Origin of the sequence: Leifsonia sp. SIMBA_070, from assembly GCF_046534635.1 — a bacterium.
Lineage (GTDB): Bacteria > Actinomycetota > Actinomycetes > Actinomycetales > Microbacteriaceae > Leifsonia.
Genome location: NZ_JAWRYK010000001.1, coordinates 1,413,215 through 1,431,711, shown reverse-complemented (window position 1 = coordinate 1,431,711; position 18,497 = coordinate 1,413,215). Strand labels below are relative to the sequence as shown.

Sequence of the window (18,497 nt, the reverse complement as noted above, 5' to 3'; positions counted from 1 at the left end):
TCGATTCTAGGACGCGGCCGCGTCCGACGGGACAGCGGCGATCGAACCTGTGGAGAGAGCCGGGCTGGGGACGGATCCGCTCGGTGCGGGCGCGAACCACGTGCCGACCTGCTCGCCGCGCAGCGCCTGCGACACCAGCGTGGTCGCCGTCAGCACCACGGCGGTGCCGCGCTCCGCCGCCTGACGGGCCGCGGACACCTTGGTGACCGCTCCCCCGCTGCCGACACCCGAGAGACCGGTCGACCCGATCTCCACACCCTCGAGCTCGTCGTCCCAGCCGACGTGCGAGATGCGCTCGGCGCCGGGCTCGTGCGGCGGCCGCGTGTACAGCGCGTCGACGTCGGACAGCAGGACCAGGAGGTCCGCCTCCACGAGCAGTGCGACGAGCGCGGCCAGCCGGTCGTTGTCGCCGAAACGGATCTCGTGCGTCGCCACGGTGTCGTTCTCGTTGACGATGGGCAGGATGCGCAGGTCGAGCAGCCGCTCCATCGCGCGCTTCGCGTTGCTGCGGTGGGTCGCGTTCTCCATGTCGCCGGCGGTCAGCAGCACCTGGCCCGCGACGATGTCGTACCGGTCGAAGCTGTCCTGGTACCGGTAAATCAGCACGTTCTGGCCGACCGCGGCCGCGGCCTGCTGGGTCGCCAGATCGGTGGGCCGTTCGGACAGCGAGAGGTACGGGATGCCGGTCGCGATGGCACCGGATGAGACGAGGACGACCTGGGTGCCGCGCCCGTGCGCCTCGGCGAGGGCGTCGACCAGCGGCGCGATCTGCCCGGCGTTCTCGCCGCTGATGGACGAGGAGCCCACCTTGACGACGATCCGCCGGGCGGAGGGGATCTGGCTGCGGTCGTCGATGGTCATCCCTCGGTGCTCTCCCTGTCTCCGCTGTTCGAGTCGGTGTCGGCGGCCGCGTTCTCGTCGTAGCTGTCGTCCTGCCAGAGGCCGGCCGCGCGCTCACGCTGCAGTTCTTCGCGGGCCTCGGCCTTCGCATCCATCCGGTCGAAGTAGTCCTCGCGGCGCTGGGCGCGTGTCGGACGCTGGTTCATGTCCAGGCGGGTGTCGGTTCCGCGCGGCGCGGCGATGAGCTCGGCGGTCGAGGTGAGCGTGGGCTCCCAGTCGAACACCACGCCGTTGTTGCGGCCGATGACCACCGTCGAACCGGCGACGGCGCCGGCGCGCACCAGCTGGTCCTCGACTCCGAGCTTCGCCAGCCGGTCGGCCAGGTAGCCGACGGCCTCGTCGTTGGCGAAGTCGGTCTGCGCGACCCAGCGCTCCGGCTTGGCGCCCAGGATCCGGTACACCGGGCCGTCGGTGCCCCCCTCGACCTTGACGACGAAGCCCGAATCGTCGACCGCTTTCGGACGCATGACGATCCGGGGCCGGGACTGCTCGAGAGCCGCCTGCTCGGCCCGCGCCTGCTCGACGATCTCGGCGAGGGCGAACGACAGCGGGCGGAGGCCCTCATGGCTGACCGTCGAGATCTCGAACACGCGGTAGCCGCGCTGCTCGAGCTCTGGGCGGACGAAGTCGGCGAGCTCGCGCCCGTCGGGCACGTCGATCTTGTTGAGCGCGATGAGCTGCGGGCGCTCCAGCAGCGGCTTCTGCCCCTCCGGCACCGGGTAGGCGGCCAGCTCGCCGAGGATCACGTCCAGGTCGCTCAGCGGATCCCGCCCGGGCTCGAGCGTCGCGCAGTCGAGCACGTGCAGCAGTGCGGAGCAGCGCTCGACGTGGCGCAGGAACTCCAGCCCGAGGCCGCGCCCCTCGCTCGCGCCCTCGATGAGACCGGGCACGTCGGCGACGGTGTAGCGGACATCCCCCGCCTGCACCACACCGAGGTTCGGGTGCAGCGTGGTGAACGGGTAGTCCGCGATCTTCGGCTTGGCGGAGGACAGGGCTGCGATCAGACTCGACTTGCCTGCGGACGGATACCCGACCAGCGCGATGTCGGCGACCGTCTTCAGCTCGAGGCGGATGTCGCCCTCCCAGCCGGGAGTGCCGAGCAGCGCGAAACCGGGCGCCTTGCGCTTCGGGTTCGACAGGGCCGCGTTGCCGAGACCGCCGATACCGCCCGCTGCGGCGACGAAGCGCATTCCCGGCTCGTTCAGGTCGGCGAGCTCCTGACCGTCGGCGTCCTTCACCACGGTGCCGACCGGAACGGGCAGTTCGAGCTCTTCGCCCGTGTAACCGCTGCGGTGGTCGCCCATACCGAAGCCGCCGTTGTCGCTCGAGCGGTGCGGGTGGCGGTGGTAGCCGAGAAGGGTGGTGACCTGCGGGTCGGCGACGAGGACGATGTCGCCGCCGTTGCCGCCGTTGCCGCCGTCTGGACCGGCGAGCGGCTTGAACTTCTCGCGGCGCACCGAGACGCACCCGTTGCCGCCGTTGCCGGCGCGCAGATGCAACGTCACGCGATCAACGAACGTCGCCATGGTGCTCTCCTACTGCTGTTGTACTGCTGCGGCGGTTGCCGCTTTGCTGCGGCATTCACCGCTCAAATGGCGGATGGGCGGGCCGAAGCCCGCCCATCCTGAAGGTGATGCTCGTGGTCGAGACTCAGACCGAGGCTTCCACGATGTTGACGACCTTGCGGCCGCCCTTGGTGCCGAACTCGACCGCACCGGCGGCGAGGGCGAAGAGGGTGTCGTCGCCGCCACGGCCGACGTTCACGCCGGGGTGGAAGTGGGTGCCGCGCTGGCGGACCAGGATCTCACCCGCGTTGACGGTCTGGCCGCCGAAGCGCTTCACGCCGAGGCGCTGAGCGTTGGAGTCGCGGCCGTTGCGAGTGGAGCTCGCTCCCTTTTTGTGTGCCATGGTGTCTTCTCCTCGAGGCTGTCTGCGTGGCCGTCGGCTACTTGATGCCGGTGATCTTGACGCGCGTGAGCTCCTGGCGGTGGCCCTGGCGCTTCTTGTAGCCGGTCTTGTTCTTGAACTTCTGGATGTGGATCTTCGGGCCGCGCAGGTCGCCGAGGACCTCTGCGGTCACGGTCACCTTGGCGAGCGACTCGGCGTCGGAGGTGATCTTGTCACCGTCGACGAGCAGCACCGGTGCGAGCTCGACCGTGCCGTTCTTGTCGGCCTTGATGCGGTCCATCGTCACGATGGTGCCGACCTCGACCTTCTCCTGCCGGCCACCGGCGCGCACAACTGCGTAAACCACTTGTCAGTACCTTTTCGTCGGGGAACAGCTCCCGGCGCAGCCGCGGATCTGGTCCTGCTCTTCAACTTTTCTGGAATTCGCCTTGATCGCAAGGCACTGGCGAGTCCGGCCCGATGCTCTCGCACCCGGTGGCTCTCAGAAAACCATGATGGCGATGCGGACGACGCCCGACACACACCAACGGTCAACTTTACCCGACGCCCTGGAAGCCGTCAATTCGGGAGGGCCGTCGGGACCGCGCGGCTCCGCCAGCGGAACCGGTTCCTACAATCATTGTATGACGGTCCTGATCGATCCCCCGGCATGGCCGGCGCACGGCATGTTGTGGTCGCACCTGGTCAGCGACGCGTCTTTGGACGAACTGCACGCCTTCGCCGACGCCAACGGCATCCAGCGCCGCGCGTTCGATCTCGACCACTACGACGTGCCGGACCGCCGCTACGACGAGCTGGTCGCGGCAGGCGCGGAGCCCGTCCCCGGCAAGGAGCTCGTCTCACGGCTCATCGCCAGCGGGCTTCGGGTGAAAGGGCGCGACCGGACGCGCCGGCACTGAGCCGCCGCGCCGCGATCGACGACTTCTCAGTGAGGACTACTCGGAGGACGAGGCCAGCTCGCCCCCGGCGATGACCGCGGTGCTGGCCCGACGGCGGCGGCCACGGCCTTGACCCGGCTCCTTCGGCTGCGGGAGCGCATCCAGCACGGAGTCGAGCAGCAGCTCGGTCTCCTCCGGCGACCGGCGCGCAGGCGAGTGCGTCGGAGCGGGTTCGGGCAGGTCGATGAGCGGCACGATCTCCTCGGCGACCTCCACCGCGACCTCGGCCACGGCGACCTCGGCCTCCTCGGTCGTGGTCTCGGTCTCGGGCTGCGGGGCCCTTTCGCTCGCGCTATCGGCCGACTCGGCCTCCGGCTGCTCCGCGGCCGGGCGCTGCTTGTCGCCGCCCTTGCCCTTGCGGCGGCGCTTCTTGGTCGCGGTGACCTCCGTCAGCGTCACCTCGGTGATGGCGACTTCGGAGACCTCGGCGGCCTCCTGACCCTTCGCCTCACCGTCGTGGTGGTGGATGGTCGACGCGGCGATCTGCGCCAGAGCGTTCTTGGCGTCGTCGGTGATGGCGTGCGTTCCGCCGTGACCGTTGCCGTTCGAGCCGCCGTTAGACGCGCCGTTGGCGGTAGGGGCGCCGTTGCCGCCCCTCCCCCGCCGGCGTTCGCCCTGCGGCGCCTGCTGCTGCGGCTGGCGGTGCTTCACGACCGGGTCGTGGTGCACGACGACGCCGCGGCCGGCGCAGACCTCGCAGGCCTCGCTGAACGTCTCGAGCAGGCCGAGGCCGAGCTTCTTGCGGGTCATCTGCACCAGCCCGAGGGAGGTGACCTCGGCCACCTGGTGCTTGGTCCTGTCGCGGCTCAGGCACTCCACCAGCCGGCGCAGGACGAGGTCGCGGTTCGACTCGAGAACCATGTCGATGAAGTCGACGACGATGATGCCGCCGATGTCGCGGAGCCGCAGCTGGCGGACGATCTCCTCCGCAGCCTCCAGGTTGTTCTTGGTGACGGTCTCTTCGAGGTTGCCGCCGGAGCCGACGAACTTGCCGGTGTTGACGTCGACGACGGTCATGGCCTCGGTGCGGTCGATCACGAGCGAACCGCCGGACGGCAGCCACACCTTGCGCTCCAGCGCCTTCTCGATCTGCTCCGTGATGCGGAACTCGTCGAAGGCGTCGCGGTCGCCCGTGTACGCCTCGACGCGGTCGAGCAGGTCGGGGGCGACCTGGCGCAGGTAGTTCTCGATCGTCTGCCGGGCGTCGTCCCCGGCGATCACGAGCTTCTGGAAGTCCTCGTTGAAGACGTCGCGGATGATCTTGATCAGGAGGTCCGGCTCGCTGTGCAGGAGCGCGGGCGCCTGCTGCGACTCGACCCGCGAGCTGATGTCGGCCCACTGCGCCGTGAGGCGGTTGACGTCGAGCGTCAGCTGCTCCTCGGTCGCGCCCTCGGCGGCGGTGCGCACGATCACGCCGGCGCTCTCGGGGAGGACCTCCTTGAGGATCTTCTTGAGGCGAGAGCGCTCGGTGTCGGGCAGCTTGCGGCTGATCCCGTTCATGGAGCCGTTCGGCACGTACACGAGGTAGCGGCCCGGCAGCGAGATCTGGCTGGTCAGGCGGGCGCCCTTGTGACCCACCGGGTCCTTCGTGACCTGCACGAGGACGCGATCGCCCGCCTTCAGGGCGAGCTCGATGCGGCGCGGCTGGTTGCCGGTCTCGACGGCATCCCAGTCGACCTCGCCCGAGTAGAGCACCGCGTTGCGGCCACGGCCGATGTCGACGAACGCGGCCTCCATGCTGGGGAGGACGTTCTGCACGCGACCGAGGTACACGTTGCCGATGAGGGACGCCTCCTGCGACCGGGCGACGTAGTGCTCGACGAGCACGTTGTCCTCCAGCACGCCGATCTGGATGCGGCCGCCCTTCGAGCGGACGATCATCTGCCGGTCGACGGACTCGCGACGGGCGAGGAACTCGGCCTCGGTGATGACGGGGCGGCGGCGTCCGGCGTCGCGGCCGTCGCGGCGGCGCTGCTTCTTCGCCTCCAGGCGGGTGGAGCCCTTGACCTTCTGCGGCTCGGTGATCAGCTCCGGCTCGCGCGGCGTACGGACCTTGACCACGGTGTTGGCCGGGTCGTTCGAGGTGTCGCGGCCGGTCTCCCCCGCACGGCGGCGGGAGCGACGGCGGACTCCGCCGGCCGGCTCCTCCTCGGCGTCCGGAAGCGGCGGCAGCGGCAGGATGTCGGGCGCCTGGAAGAGCAGGGTGGTCGGCGGGAGGCCGGGGGCGGCCGCCGGCGAGACCGGCGCCTCGTCCTCTCCGTGCTTCTCGGGCAGGGCGGGCGGCTCGTGCGCGGGGGCCGGTGCTGCCTGCTCGGGCGCCGCCGACTCGGGCGCCGACGTCTCGGGCGTGTCCGTCTCGGGCGCGCGCGTCTCGGGCGCACCCGTCTCGGGCGCACCCGTCTCGGGCGCACCTGTCTCGGGCGCGTCGCCCTCAGCGGTCTGCGCCGCAGTCGGTGCGGACGAGACGTCGGAGAAAGCCTGCGGAGCCTTCCTCACCACGCGTCGCGTGCCGAAGAGCCCCTTGCGCTTCCGTCCTCCTGTCTCCGTCTCGTTGTAGTCCGTGTTGTCGTTGTTCTCGTTATCCACCATCGCTGGTGCACTCCTCGACCGGCGGCGGCTCCCCACTCGCCGGGTACTCTCCGTCGGGAGGCGGCGCGAGCGGCGCCTCCCTCAATCCTGTTCGGATGCTGCCGCGCTCGTAGCGCCGCGCACATCCGGTTCACTGTTCTGTGCCGACCTCCAGGGCCGGCATTTCCGGGCGCTCTGGGCGCCCTCAAGCCTTCTGTCGCTGATCCCGGCCACGGCCGGGACGACTGCTGCAACGATTATCGCACGCATCGCCGCTCCCGACGGTCGCCTCCCAGGACGACACGCAGGGGTCATGCCATAATCCGAGGGTGTCAGCCAGTCCCGCCGAGGCCGCCTACCGCCGCCCGACCGCTCTCGCCGTCTTCCTGATCGTCGCCGGACTCATCGGCCTCTGGGCCGCCTTCATGCTCACGGTGGACAAGTTCCACCTGCTGGAGAATCCGGGCGCCCAGCTCTCGTGCAATTTCTCGGTCCTCGTGGGTTGTTCGAAGAACCTGAACTCCGCCGCGGGCTCTGTGCTCGGCTTCCCGAACCCGATCCTGGGCCTCGGCGGCTGGACGGCGACGATCGCCGTCGGCGTCGGCCTCCTGGCGACCCGGGCGCGGTTCGCCCGCTGGTACTGGATCGCGTTCAACGTCGGCGTGCTGCTCGCCCTCGTCCTGGTGATCTTCCTTATCACCGAGTCGCTGACGGTGCTGAACGTGCTGTGCCCGTGGTGCATGGTGACGTGGATCGTCACCATCCCGACGTTCTGGTCGGTGACCCTCTACAACCTCAAGGAGGGCAACATCCCGGTCCCGGAGCGGGCGCGCGGTGTCTTCCGCACCCTTTACAGCTGGGTGCCGCTGATCACGATCGTCTGCTACGCGATCGTCGCGATCCTGGCGCAGATCCAGCTGGACTGGATCCACCGCGCCTTCGTCTGACCTGCAGTCCCGATTCGTGACGAATGTGGGCTTTCGCTGGCGCAAAACCCCGATTCGTCACGAATCGTGGGTCCGCGGAAGCCTCCCGATTCGTGACGAAAGTGGACTCTCACGCGCGTGATCGCCACATTCGTCACGAATCGGGGAAGGGGGCGAGGGAGGGGTCAGCCGAACCAGAGGGCGAGCTCGCGCTGGGCGGACTCGGGCGAGTCGGAGCCGTGGACGAGGTTCTGCTGCACCTTCAGGCCCCAGTCGCGGGCGAGGTCGCCGCGGATCGTTCCGGGAGCGGCGGTCGTCGGGTCGGTCGTGCCGGCCAGCGAGCGGAAGCCCTCGATGACGCGGTTGCCTGCGAGGCGGATCGCGACGATCGGGCCCGACTCCATGAACTCCACCAGCGGCTCGTAGAACGGCTTGCCCTCGTGCTCGGCGTAGTGCTGGGCGAGCAGGTCGCGGTCGGCCTGCAGCATCCGCAGGTCGACGAGCGAGTAGCCCTTCGCCTCGATGCGGCGCAGGATCTCGCCGGTCAGGCTGCGGGCGACCCCGTCGGGCTTGATGAGGACGAGGGTCTCTTCGACGGCGCTGGTCATGGGTTCTCCGTTCCGTTGTCGGCCGCGCGGGCGGCCGCTCGATTGTTTCGGTCGATGCGCGCGGCGGTGATCATGCAGTACGCCCACATGGCGGTGAAGATCGCGCCGACGATGAAGAAGGCGGGCACGAGGATGCCCGCGGCGATGAGGATGGCCTGGACGATCCAGCCGAGGACGACCCCGACGGTGTTCCGCAGCAGGCCGATCGCGACGATCATGAGCACGATCAGCGCCGCTCCCCCGCCGAGCGCCACCCAGGCGGGCAGCGAGTGGAGGCCGAACAGCACGAGCGCGCCGAGGAACACCACGAGCAACTCGAAGCCGAGCACGATGGAGCCCAGCAGCTCGCGGAGAGACCGCTGACGCCGCGGCCGGCCGCTCGCGCCCTCCGCGCCCTCCGCGCCCTCCGGAGCGTCGGTCACGACGCGGCCTGCTTCCACTCCTGCTCCTCCGCGTACGCCATCGCCTGGCCGACGAGCACGATGCTGCCGGCCACCACGACGGCGCGCCGCGCCTCCTCGCCGGCCCAGTCGCGGGCCGACTCGAGCGCGTCGATGGCGTCGGAGTAGACGATGGTCGCCTCGTCGCCGACCTCCTCGCGGACCAGCTCGCCGAAGTCCTCGGGATCGCGAGCACGGTCCGAGTCGGGCCGGGTCACGAAGAACTGGGTGGCGACGGGAGCGAGCGCGCGGATGACGCCCCGCGCATCCTTGTCGCCCAGGATGCCGATGACGAACGTGATCTCGTCGAAGTCGAAGTAGGTCCGCAGGGCCTCGGCGAGGGTCTCGGCGCCCGCGGGGTTGTGGGCGGCGTCGACGAGGATGCTCGGCTCGATGCCGATCAGCTGCAGCCGGCCGGGCGAGGTCGCCGTGGCGAACCCCTCCTCGACCAGGTCCGTCTTGAGCGGCTGCGTGCCCCGGCCGAGGAACGTCTCGACCGCCGCCACGGCGACGGCGGCGTTCTGCGCCTGGTGGTCGCCGTACAGGGGCAGGAAGACGTCCTCGTAGGTGGCCGCCCGTCCTCGGACGGTCACCAGCTGGCCGCCAACGGCGACGCGAGTGGCCGCGACGCCGAAGTCGGCCGGCTGCTCGGCGAACGTCGACTCGGTCAGCTCGGCTGCCTCGCGGAGGACGTGGTCGGCCTCCGGAGTCTGGGCCGAGGACACGACGTCGGCGGACGGCTTGATGATCCCGGACTTGGTGCGCGCGATCTCTTCGACCGTGTCGCCCAGAGCCTTGGTGTGGTCGAGCGCGATCGGCGTGAAGACGGCGACCTGCCCGTCGCCGACGTTCGTCGAGTCCCACTCGCCGCCCATGCCGACCTCGATCACCGCGACGTCGACCGGCGCGTCCGCGAAGGCGGCGTAGGCGAGCGCTGTGAGCGCCTCGAAGAACGTCAGCGGCTGCTTACCCGCCTCGGTCAGCTCCGCATCCACGATGTCGAGGTACGGGCTGATGTCGTCCCAGTTGCGCACCAGCGCCTCGTCCTCGATCGGCTCGCCGTCGATGACGATGCGCTCGTTGAAGCGCACCAGGTGCGGGCTCGTCAGGAGGCCGGTGCGGAGGCCATAGGCGCGCAGGAGGCTCTCGGCGATGCGGCTGGTGGACGTCTTGCCGTTCGTCCCCGTCACGTGGATGATCGGGTACGCCCGCTGCGGATCGCCCAGCAGCTCGACCGCTCGGCGGGTGGCGTCGAGACGGCGCTCGGGAGCACCCTCCCCGACGCGCGCCAGCAGCGCCTGGTAGACCTCCTCTGCGCGCTCGCGGTAGTCCTCCTCGTCGCTCACGACTGCACCTCCACCTTGGTCACGCCGACGGTGAAACCGCCGACATTCGCGAACTGGCCCGCTTCGAAACGCTTCTGGAACGCACCGTCGGCCGTCGCGATCTCCATCGCCAGCGCAAGTGTCTCCGTCGCGATGTCGACGTCCCCGGCGAGGCCGAGGGCGCGCTGGTCGTCCTCATGATCGAACGCGAGGCTGAGGCGGATGCGGTCGCTCACGTCGAGCCCGGCCGCCTTGCGGGTGTCCTGCACGGCGCGGATGATGTCGCGCGCCAGGCCCTCGGCCTCCAGCTCCGGAGTGGTCGCCGTGTCGAGCAGCACGAAGCCGCCGTCTGCGAGCAGCGCGAGCGCCGACGAGTCGTCGCCGTCGGACGCGGTCTCCAGCACCAGGTCGTACTCCCCCTCGGCCAGCTCGATCCCGCCGACCGTGACGACGCCGTCCACCTCGCGCCAGTCGCCGGCACGGGCGGCCTGGATGACCTGCTGCACCTGCTTGCCGAGGCGCGGACCCGCGGCGCGGGCGTTCACGGTCAGGCGGCTCGTGATGCCGTAGTCGGCGGCGCTGTCCTCACGCAGCTCCTCCAGCCGGATCGCCTTCACGTTGAGCTCGTCGCGCAGGATGCCCTCGAAGGGACGCAGAGCGTCCGCGTTCTGGGCGACGACCGTCAGGGATGCCAGCGGGAGCCGCACGCGACGGCCGGCCTGCTTGCGCAGCGAGAGCGCGGTCGAACTGATCGAGCGGATGCGGTCCATCGCATCCATCAGGGCGTCGTCGGCCGGGAACTCGGCGGCCTCCGGCCAGTCGGTCAGGTGCACGCTGCGGCCGCCGGTGAGGTCCTTCCAGATCCGCTCGCTGACGAGCGGGAGGAGCGGCGCGGCGACGCGGGTCAGCGTCTCGAGCACGGTGTAAAGCGTGTCGAACGCCTGGGCGCCCGAACCGTCGCCGGCCACGCCCTCCCAGAACCGGTCGCGCGAACGGCGCACGTACCAGTTGGTGAGCACGTCGGCGAAGTCGCGCAGCTTGGCGGCGGCCAGCGTCGAGTCCAGGGCCTCCAGGTCGGCCGTCACAGCCTCCACCAGGTCGCGCGTCTTGGCGAGCAGGTAGCGGTCGAGCACGTCGGTGGAGGCGGTGGAGCGCTTCGCCTCGTACCCGGTCGCGTTCGCATAGAGGGAGAAGAAGTACCAGGTGCTCCACAGCGGGAGCAGCACCTGTCGGACGCCCTCGCGGATGCCCTCCTCGGTGACCACCAGGTTGCCGCCGCGCAGCACAGGGCTCGACATCAGGAACCAGCGCATCGCGTCGGAGCCGTCGCGGTCGAAGACCTCGTTGACGTCCGGGTAGTTGCGCAGCGACTTCGACATCTTCTGGCCGTCGCTGCCCAGCACGATGCCGTGGCTGATGACGTTCTTGAACGCGGGGCGGTCGAACAGGGCGGTGGCGAGCGTGTGCAGCAGGTAGAACCAGCCGCGGGTCTGCCCGATGTACTCGACGATGAAGTCGGCCGGGTTGTGCGTGTCGAACCAGTCCCGGTTCTCGAAGGGGTAGTGCACCTGGGCGAACGGCATCGAACCGGAGTCGAACCAGACGTCCAGCACGTCCGGGATGCGGCGCATCGTCGACCGGCCGGTCGGGTCGTCGGGGTTGGGCCGCGTCAGCTCGTCGATGAAGGGACGGTGCAGGTCCGGCTCCCCCGCCGCATTCAGCGGGAGGCGGCCGAAGTCGCGCTCCAGCTCCGCAAGCGACCCGTACACGTCGACGCGCGGGTAGGCCGGGTCGTCGCTCTTCCACACCGGGATCGGCGAACCGAAGTACCGGTTGCGGGAGACCGACCAGTCGCGGGCGCCCGCGAGCCACTTGCCGAATTGGCCGTCCTTGACGTTCTCGGGGACCCAGGTGATCTGCTGGTTGAGCTCGCCCATCCGGTCGCGGAAGTCGGTGACGCGCACGAACCAGCTCGAGACCGCCTTGTAGATCAGCGGATTGCGGCAGCGCCAGCAGTGCGGGTACGAGTGCTCGTAACTGGCCTGGCGCAGCAGCCGGCCCTGTTCCTTGAGCAGCCGGGTCAGCGGCTTGTTCGCGTCGAACACCTGCAGGCCGGCGACCTCCGCGACGTCGGGCAGGAAGCGGCCGCCGTCGTCGACCGAGATGATGACCGGGATGCCGGCGGCCTCGGTGACGCGCTGGTCGTCCTCGCCGTAGGCGGGAGCCTGGTGCACGATGCCGGTGCCGTCCTCCACCGTGACGTAGTCGTCGACGAGGATGCGCCACGCGTTCTGCGTGCCCCACTTCTCGGTGTCGGCGTAGTAGTCCCAGAGCCGGTCGTACTCCACGTCGGCGAGCTCGGAGCCGTGGACGGTCCCGCTGATCGCCGCGACGGCGTCGGCCGGGGAGTCGTAGCCGAGATCCTTGGCGTAGTTGCCGACGAGATCCGTGGCCAGCAGGTAGCGGCCGCTGAGGACCTCCTGATCCGGGGAGCCGTACGAGTCGGCCGCGCCGTTCGGGCCGGAGGGCAGCACGGCGTACTCGATGTCCGGGCCGACGGCCAGGGCGAGGTTCGTCGGGAGGGTCCACGGCGTGGTCGTCCAGGCGAGCGCACGCACACCGGTCAGACCGAGCACCTCCGCCTTCTCGCCGACCAGCGGGAAGGTGACGGTGACGGTCTGATCCTGACGCATCTTGTAGACGTCGTCGTCCATCCGCAGCTCGTGGTTCGACAGCGGCGTCTGGTCGCGCCAGCAGTACGGCAGAACGCGGTAGCCCTCGTAGGCGAGGCCCTTCTCGTGCAGCTGCTTGAACGCCCAGATCACGGACTCCATGTAGCTGGTGTCGAGCGTCTTGTAGTCGTTGTCGAAGTCGACCCAGCGCGCCTGGCGGGTGACGTACTCCCGCCACTCGCGGGTGTAGCGCAGCACGGAGTCCTTCGCGGCCTGGTTGAAGGCGGCGAGGCCCATCTCCTCGATCTGGCTCTTGTCGGTGATGCCGAGCTGCCGCTCCGCCTCGAGCTCGGCCGGGAGTCCGTGGGTGTCCCAGCCGAACCGGCGCTCCACCTTCTTGCCGCGCATGGTCTGGAACCGCGGGAAGACATCCTTGGCGTAGCCGGTGAGCAGGTGGCCGTAGTGCGGGAGGCCGTTGGCGAACGGCGGGCCGTCGTAGAAGACCCACTCCTCGGCGCCGTCGCGGTTGTCGACGGAGGCGCGGAAGGTCCCGTCCTCGTCCCAGAACTTCAGGATCTCGGTCTCGATCGCCGGGAAGACGGGGCTCGCTACGATCTCTTGGCGCTGTCCGTCGGGACGCTGGGCGGTGTCCTCGGCGCGGGGCTCGTTCGAGTCCGGCGCGGACTTGGGGTACGGCATCTCACTCCTGGCAGGTTCTGGTTCTGCACGAGGACGCCGGACGCTCGCACGCCCGCCGCGGTACCACCCCGCTTGCCCCACCCGCCGCCGGTGCCGGACGGAGCCTCTCATTCTTCGGCTGTGACGGGCCGGCCCCGTTCGGTTCTACTGAGCGCTCGCACGCCGTTCTTCCGAAGGCTCCCCGGCGATACCCGGATCACAGCCTGTCCCCCCATCCTACCAACCTCCCGCCCCCCACCATCGAGTCCTCACTTTCTGCACGCGACACGCCGCGGGAGTGTGCATTAAGTGAGGACTCGATGGTGGGGGGCGGGTTCAGGGGAGGTGGGGGGCGAAGCCGGCGCAGACGGGGGCGACGGCGGTGCGGACGAGCGGGGTGAGGGGGCCGCGGGAGACTCCGGCCCGGGCCCAGGCGGTCGCGGCGGAGACGGCGGCGCCGACGACGGCGGTCGCAGCGGCGCGCGGCAGGAGCGCGTCCGTGGAGGCGCCGCTGCGCGCGGCGATGAACGACTGGAGGCGGCGCACCAGGGCGAGGAACCGCGGGAGGGCGGACGCCTGCAGTTCGGCGTCGGTCCCCATCAGGTCGACCTGGGTCACGGCGAGCGGGAGGCGCCCGGGCCCGAAGCCGTCGGCGAGCCGCGTCATCGCCTCGAGCACGGCCTCCATCGGCGCCAGGTCCCGAGAAACGGAGGCTGCCGTCGCGTCGAACGCGGCGAGCGCCTCATCCACCTCCAGCCAGAGGAGGTCGCTCTTGGAGCCGACGTAGTTGAAGAAGGTCGCCCGGCTCACGCCTGTACGCCGGGCGATGTCGTCAACCGTGGTCCCGCCGTACGTCTGCTCGAGGAAGAGTTCGGCCGCGGCCTCGGCGAGCATGGCGCGGGAGGAGGAGCGGGGCCGGCCGGTCGCTGCGGCCCGTTTGGGGCGCGGGGAATGCGCTTCGACCATCCTGCGTTCCTCCTCGTGCCATTATTGGACCCGGTCCACATATTATTCGTTTCCGAAGGACACCCGTGACTACCACCATCAGCCCCGTCCGCAGCGAGACCGACCGCCCGGGCATCACGCCGGGCACCGCACGCCGCGTCACCATAGCGTCGTTCGTCGGCACCGCGCTCGAGTCGTACGACTTCTACCTGTACGCGTACTTCGCGGCGTTCTTCGTCGGTCCGCTCTTCTTCGCGCCGCTGGGCACCTTCGGCGGGGCGCTGGCCGGGTTCCTGGCCATCGCGGCCGGTTTCGTGATCCGCCCGATCGGCGCGATCGTCTTCGGCAACCTCGGCGACCGCATCGGCCGCCGTCCGACCCTTCTGATCACCATCCTCCTGATGGGGCTGAGCACCGGTCTCGTCGGCGTGCTGCCGACCTACACGGCTGCCGGCTGGTTCGGCGCCATCGCGATCGTGCTGCTGCGACTGGTGCAGGGCTTCTCGGTGGGCGGCGAGTGGGGAGGCTCCATCCTCCTCGCGACGGAGTACGCCAATCCGAAGCGCCGCGGCTTCTACGCCGCGCTCCCCCAGCTCGGCTCGCCGGTCGGCTCCATCCTCAGCGCCGTCGTCTTCATCGTCCTGACGCTGAGCATGTCGTCGGCGGACATCGCCGCCTGGGGCTGGCGCATCCCGTTCCTGACCGCGTTCCCGCTGCTGCTCGTCTCGCTCTACCTGCGCTGGTCGATCGACGAGACGCCCGTCTTCCGCAAGCTGCTGGAGACCGGCACCCGTGACCGGTTCCCCGTCCTCGACGTCTTCCGGAAGGCGCCCACGGGCTTCATCATCGGGATCGGCGCCGCCATCCTCGGCATCGGCTCCTACTCGCTGATGAACACCTACATGGTCGACTACGGCACCGCGGTCCTCGGATTCAAGTACCAGGATCTGCTGGTCGCGACGACGATCGGCGGTCTGCTGCAGCTGGTCACCATCCCCTTGTTCGGCCTCTGGGCCAACCGGATCGGCTCGGCGCGCGTCGTGGCGATCGGGGCCGTCGGGACTCTGATCGTCGCGTTCCCGATGTACTTCCTGCTGCAGTCCGCGACGTTCGGCATCCTGGTGGCCAGCATGATCATCGGGGGGATCCTGCCCACGCTGTCCTGGGCGGGGCTCGGCGGGCTGATGTCCGACCTGTTCCCGAGCGAGGTCCGCTACAGCGGGCTCTCGGTCGCGTACAGCATCGCCGCGCTCCTGACCTCCTTCGTTCCGGCCCTGACCCTGGTGTTCGGCCAGGCCACCGGCAACGCCTGGTGGCACCCCGGCATCGTGCTGGCCGTCATGTCGGCGATCACCCTGGCCGCCGCCCTGTTCGCGGCGCGACGGAAGCCCATCGTCGACGAGGTCTGACGCGTTCGTACCCCGAGATTCGGTACTCTGGGAGGGATCCCACACTCAGGCACCCCGAGGACACGGTGCCGCATATATCGAATCGGAGGACCCCTATGAGCGCCCAGAACGTGCCGGACAAGCCCGCACTGGAAGGCCTGGAGGCCAAATGGGGCGACCGCTGGCAGAGCGACGGCACCTTCCGGTTCGACCGGGAGGGTGCGCTCGCCGCGGGTCGTGAGGGCGTCTACTCGATCGACACCCCGCCGCCGACGGCCTCCGGTTCGCTGCACATCGGCCACGTCTTCAGCTACACGCACACCGACGTGATCGCGCGCTACCACCGCATGCGCGGCCAGAAGGTGTTCTACCCGATGGGCTGGGACGACAACGGCCTGCCGACCGAGCGCCGCGTCCAGAACTACTACGGCGTGCGCTGCGACCCGTCGCTCCCCTACGACCCGGGCTTCGAGCCTCCCTTCGAGGGCGGCGACAACAAGAGCACGAAGGCCGCCGACCAGAAGCCGATCTCGCGCCGCAACTTCATCGAGCTGTGCGAGCGGCTGACGGTGGAGGACGAGAAGCAGTTCGAGGCGCTGTGGCGCTCGCTCGGCCTCTCCGTGGACTGGTCGCAGACGTACCGGACGATCGGCCACGAGTCGCTGCGTACGTCGCAGCTGGCGTTCCTCCGCAACATCGAGCGCGGCGAGGCGTACCAGGCACTTGCTCCCACCCTCTGGGACATCACGTTCCGCACCGCGGTCGCCCAGGCCGAGCTGGAGGACCGCGAGCAGCCGAGCGCGTACCATCGCGTCGCCTTCCACGGCGCCGACGGCCCCGTCTTCATCGAGACCACTCGTCCGGAGCTGCTGCCCGCCTGTGTGGCCCTGGTCGCGCATCCCGACGACGAGCGGTACCAGCCGCTGTTCGGGACGACCGTCCGTACGCCGCTGTTCGACGTGGAGGTTCCGGTCGTCGCCCACCACCTGGCGCAGCCGGACAAGGGATCGGGCATCGCCATGATCTGCACGTTCGGCGACATCACCGACGTCACCTGGTGGCGCGAGCTCGACCTCCCGAACCGGGCCATCATCGGCTTCGACGGGCGAATCCTGCCCGAACCGCCCGCGGCGATCACGTCGGAGGCCGGCCGGGAGGCGTACGCGCAGCTCGCCGGCAAGACCGTGTTCTCGGCGAAGCAGACCGTCGTGGAGCTGCTGCGCGCCTCCGGCGACCTGGAAGGCGAGCCGAAGCCCATCCAGCACCCGGTCAAGTTCTTCGAGAAGGGCGACCGCCCGCTCGAGATTGTCTCCACGCGCCAGTGGTACGTCAAGAACGGCGCCCGCGACGAGGAGCTGCGCCAGCGGCTCATCGAGCTCGGCCGTGAGATCGACTGGCACCCCGACTTCATGCGCGTCCGGTACGAGAACTGGGTGAACGGCCTGACCGGGGACTGGCTGATCTCGCGCCAGCGCTTCTTCGGCGTTCCCATCCCGATCTGGTACCCGCTCGACGCGGACGGCAACCCGGTGTTCGACCAGCCGATCCTCCCGACGGAGGACCTGCTGCCCGTCGACCCGTCCTCCGACACGGCCCCCGGCTACGACGAGAGCCAGCGCGGCCAGGCCGGCGGCTTCGTCGGCGAGCACGACGTCATGGACACGTGGATGACCTCCTCGCTCACCCCGCAGCTCGCGGGCGGCTGGATGCGCGACGACGAGCTGTTCGACGCCGTCTTCCCGTTCGACCTGCGTCCCCAGGGCCAGGACATCATCCGCACCTGGCTGTTCTCGACCCTCCTGCGCGCCAAGCTGGAGGCGGATGTCGCGCCCTGGCGCAATGCCGCCCTCTCCGGCTTCATCGTCGACCCCGACCGCAAGAAGATGTCGAAGTCGAAGGGCAACGTCGTCACGCCCGCCGACATCCTGGAGCGGCACGGCTCCGACGCGGTCCGCTACTGGGCGGCCTCCAGCCGGCTCGGCACGGACGCGTCGTTCGACCCGCAGAACCCGACCCAGATCAAGATCGGCCGGCGCCTGGCGATCAAGCTGCTCAACGCGGCGAAGTTCATCCTCGGCTTCGACGCGCCCGCGTCGCTCGACCTCGGTCAGGTCACCAGCCCGCTCGACCGGAGCATGCTGCAGAACCTCGCGACGGTCGTCGCCGACGCCACCTCCGCGCTCGAGAACTACGACCACGCCCGGGCGCTCGAGATCGCGGAGACGTTCTTCTGGACCTTCTGCGACGACTACCTGGAGCTCGTGAAGGAGCGCGCCTACGGCGAGGACACCCCGGAGAAGACCTCCGCGGTCGTCGCTCTGCGGGTCGCGCTCTCAGGCTTCCTCCGGCTCTTCGCGCCCGTGCTGCCGTTCGCCTCGGAGGAGGCGTGGTCCTGGTTCGAGGACGGGTCGGTCCACGTCGCCCCCTGGCCCGCTGCCTCGGATGTCGCCGGTGACTGGAGTGCGGACCGCGAGGTGCTCCACATCGTCGGCCGCGCCCTGACCGGGATCCGCGGCGCCAAGACGGCTGCGAAGGCCTCCCAGCGCACGCCCGTCGACTCCGCCGTCATCGCGGGCCCCCCTGCCGAGATCGCCGCAGTGGAGGCTGCCGCAGGCGACCTCCGCTCGGTGGGCAGAATCGCCGACCTGCGCTTCGCCTCCGCCGATGAGCTGGCGGTCACCGATATCCTGCTCGCCGCGGCACCGACCGAGGAGGAACGATGACCACCAGCGTCCGGAGCGTCCAGGACAACGAGTTCTTCACCTGGCTCGACCTCTACGCCGGGTACGGCGAGTTCTACGAGAAGCCCGTCACCGACGAGAAGGCCCTCCTGGTCTGGAGCTGGATCTCCGACCCGGAGAACGAGCTGGAGGCCTACTTCGCCGTCGACGAGGAGGGTGCTCCGATCGGCCTGGCGCACGTGCGCGAGTTCGTCCGTCCGCTCGACGGCAGCAAGGGCCTCTACCTCGACGACCTGTTCGTCTCGCCCGACGCGCGGGGAGCCGGGGCCGGTTCCGCCCTGCTTGAGGCGCTCCGCGACTCCGCCCGCGAGCGCGGTCTCTCGGTCGTGCGCTGGATCACGGCGAAGGACAACGAGACCGCTCGCCGCCTGTACGACAGGTTCGCTGAGAAGACCAAGTGGGTCACGTACGACCTCGTCCCCTGAACGCAGGCGTTATATGGTCGGAACACGCACCGGAC

General features: G+C 69.7%; 15 protein-coding genes. 5 read left to right on the top strand and 10 right to left on the bottom strand.

What is annotated here, in order from left to right:
• Window positions 1–6 precede the first annotated feature (6 nt).
• From proB to rplU, 4 genes are all read right to left on the bottom strand, one after another.
• Complete coding sequence (gene proB, locus SB754_RS06720) at window positions 7–861, bottom strand: glutamate 5-kinase (protein WP_410781567.1); 855 nt, start codon at window positions 859–861, stop codon at window positions 7–9.
• Complete coding sequence (gene obgE / locus SB754_RS06715; RefSeq protein ID WP_410781566.1) at window positions 858–2,426, bottom strand: GTPase ObgE; 1,569 nt, start codon at window positions 2,424–2,426, stop codon at window positions 858–860. The genes proB and obgE overlap by 4 nt, the downstream gene beginning before the upstream one ends.
• A gap of 124 nt (window positions 2,427–2,550) precedes the next feature.
• Window positions 2,551–2,808 (bottom strand): 50S ribosomal protein L27, encoded by a 258-nt coding sequence (gene rpmA, locus SB754_RS06710; protein ID WP_410781565.1) that lies wholly within the window; start codon window positions 2,806–2,808, stop codon window positions 2,551–2,553.
• Between the two features lie 37 nt (window positions 2,809–2,845).
• Entirely contained in the window at window positions 2,846–3,154 is a 309-nt protein-coding gene (rplU, locus tag SB754_RS06705) for a 50S ribosomal protein L21 (protein ID WP_410781564.1), read from the bottom strand.
• A 277-nt stretch (window positions 3,155–3,431) separates the two neighbouring features.
• Between rplU and SB754_RS06700 the strand changes: the two genes are divergently transcribed.
• Window positions 3,432–3,707, top strand: coding sequence for a DUF4031 domain-containing protein (locus SB754_RS06700; RefSeq protein ID WP_410781563.1), 276 nt, complete (start codon window positions 3,432–3,434; stop codon window positions 3,705–3,707).
• A 36-nt stretch (window positions 3,708–3,743) separates the two neighbouring features.
• Here SB754_RS06700 and SB754_RS06695 read toward each other — a convergent pair whose 3' ends face one another.
• Entirely contained in the window at window positions 3,744–6,335 is a 2,592-nt protein-coding gene (locus SB754_RS06695; RefSeq protein WP_410781562.1) for an Rne/Rng family ribonuclease, read from the bottom strand.
• A 308-nt stretch (window positions 6,336–6,643) separates the two neighbouring features.
• On the opposite strand from SB754_RS06695, the gene SB754_RS06690 reads away from it, so the two are divergent.
• The gene (locus SB754_RS06690) at window positions 6,644–7,261 is read left to right on the top strand and encodes a vitamin K epoxide reductase family protein (RefSeq protein ID WP_410781561.1); all 618 of its coding nucleotides are present in this window, start codon (window positions 6,644–6,646) and stop codon (window positions 7,259–7,261) included.
• 164 nt (window positions 7,262–7,425) lie between these two features.
• On the opposite strand, the gene ndk is transcribed toward SB754_RS06690, so the two are convergent.
• The 5 genes from ndk to SB754_RS06665 form a co-directional block, all read right to left on the bottom strand.
• Complete coding sequence (gene ndk, locus SB754_RS06685) at window positions 7,426–7,848, bottom strand: nucleoside-diphosphate kinase (RefSeq protein WP_410781560.1); 423 nt, start codon at window positions 7,846–7,848, stop codon at window positions 7,426–7,428.
• The gene (locus SB754_RS06680) at window positions 7,845–8,288 is read right to left on the bottom strand and encodes a DUF4233 domain-containing protein (RefSeq protein WP_410781559.1); all 444 of its coding nucleotides are present in this window, start codon (window positions 8,286–8,288) and stop codon (window positions 7,845–7,847) included. Before SB754_RS06680 ends, ndk begins: the two co-directional genes overlap by 4 nt.
• Window positions 8,267–9,634, bottom strand: a complete 1,368-nt coding sequence (locus SB754_RS06675; RefSeq protein WP_410781558.1) for a bifunctional folylpolyglutamate synthase/dihydrofolate synthase — start codon at window positions 9,632–9,634, stop codon at window positions 8,267–8,269. Before SB754_RS06675 ends, SB754_RS06680 begins: the two co-directional genes overlap by 22 nt.
• Window positions 9,631–12,984 carry an isoleucine--tRNA ligase gene (gene ileS, locus SB754_RS06670; RefSeq protein ID WP_410781557.1) on the bottom strand — a complete coding sequence of 1,118 codons (3,354 nt, stop codon included), beginning with the start codon at window positions 12,982–12,984 and terminating at the stop codon, window positions 9,631–9,633. The genes SB754_RS06675 and ileS overlap by 4 nt, the downstream gene beginning before the upstream one ends.
• Before the next feature lie 315 nt (window positions 12,985–13,299).
• Window positions 13,300–13,929, bottom strand: coding sequence for a TetR/AcrR family transcriptional regulator (locus SB754_RS06665; protein WP_410781556.1), 630 nt, complete (start codon window positions 13,927–13,929; stop codon window positions 13,300–13,302).
• Between the two features lie 65 nt (window positions 13,930–13,994).
• Here SB754_RS06665 and SB754_RS06660 point away from each other — a divergent pair, with 65 nt between their 5' ends.
• The 3 genes from SB754_RS06660 (at window position 13,995) to SB754_RS06650 (ending at window position 18,462) form a co-directional block, all read left to right on the top strand.
• Window positions 13,995–15,317, top strand: coding sequence for an MFS transporter (locus SB754_RS06660; protein WP_410781555.1), 1,323 nt, complete (start codon window positions 13,995–13,997; stop codon window positions 15,315–15,317).
• Window positions 15,318–15,412: 95 nt separating this feature from the next.
• On the top strand, window positions 15,413–18,019 hold the full coding sequence (gene valS / locus SB754_RS06655; protein ID WP_410781554.1) for a valine--tRNA ligase: 2,607 nt from the start codon (window positions 15,413–15,415) through the stop codon (window positions 18,017–18,019).
• Window positions 18,016–18,462, top strand: coding sequence for a GNAT family N-acetyltransferase (locus SB754_RS06650; protein WP_410781553.1), 447 nt, complete (start codon window positions 18,016–18,018; stop codon window positions 18,460–18,462). Before valS ends, SB754_RS06650 begins: the two co-directional genes overlap by 4 nt.
• Window positions 18,463–18,497: the final 35 nt, after the last annotated feature.

Bases quoted from the DNA above. Each gene is read 5' to 3' on its own strand.
- proB (WP_410781567.1), bottom strand. From the start codon at position 861: ATGACCATCGACGACCGCAGCCAGATCCCCTCCGCCCGGCGGATCGTC.
- rpmA (WP_410781565.1), bottom strand. From the start codon at position 2,808: ATGGCACACAAAAAGGGAGCGAGCTCCACTCGCAACGGCCGCGACTCC.
- SB754_RS06650 (WP_410781553.1), top strand. From the start codon at position 18,016: ATGACCACCAGCGTCCGGAGCGTCCAGGACAACGAGTTCTTCACCTGG.
- SB754_RS06665 (WP_410781556.1), bottom strand. From the start codon at position 13,929: ATGGTCGAAGCGCATTCCCCGCGCCCCAAACGGGCCGCAGCGACCGGC.
- SB754_RS06695 (WP_410781562.1), bottom strand. From the start codon at position 6,335: ATGGTGGATAACGAGAACAACGACAACACGGACTACAACGAGACGGAG.
- SB754_RS06700 (WP_410781563.1), top strand. From the start codon at position 3,432: ATGACGGTCCTGATCGATCCCCCGGCATGGCCGGCGCACGGCATGTTG.
- obgE (WP_410781566.1), bottom strand. From the start codon at position 2,426: ATGGCGACGTTCGTTGATCGCGTGACGTTGCATCTGCGCGCCGGCAAC.
- ileS (WP_410781557.1), bottom strand. From the start codon at position 12,984: ATGCCGTACCCCAAGTCCGCGCCGGACTCGAACGAGCCCCGCGCCGAG.
- ndk (WP_410781560.1), bottom strand. From the start codon at position 7,848: ATGACCAGCGCCGTCGAAGAGACCCTCGTCCTCATCAAGCCCGACGGG.
- valS (WP_410781554.1), top strand. From the start codon at position 15,413: ATGAGCGCCCAGAACGTGCCGGACAAGCCCGCACTGGAAGGCCTGGAG.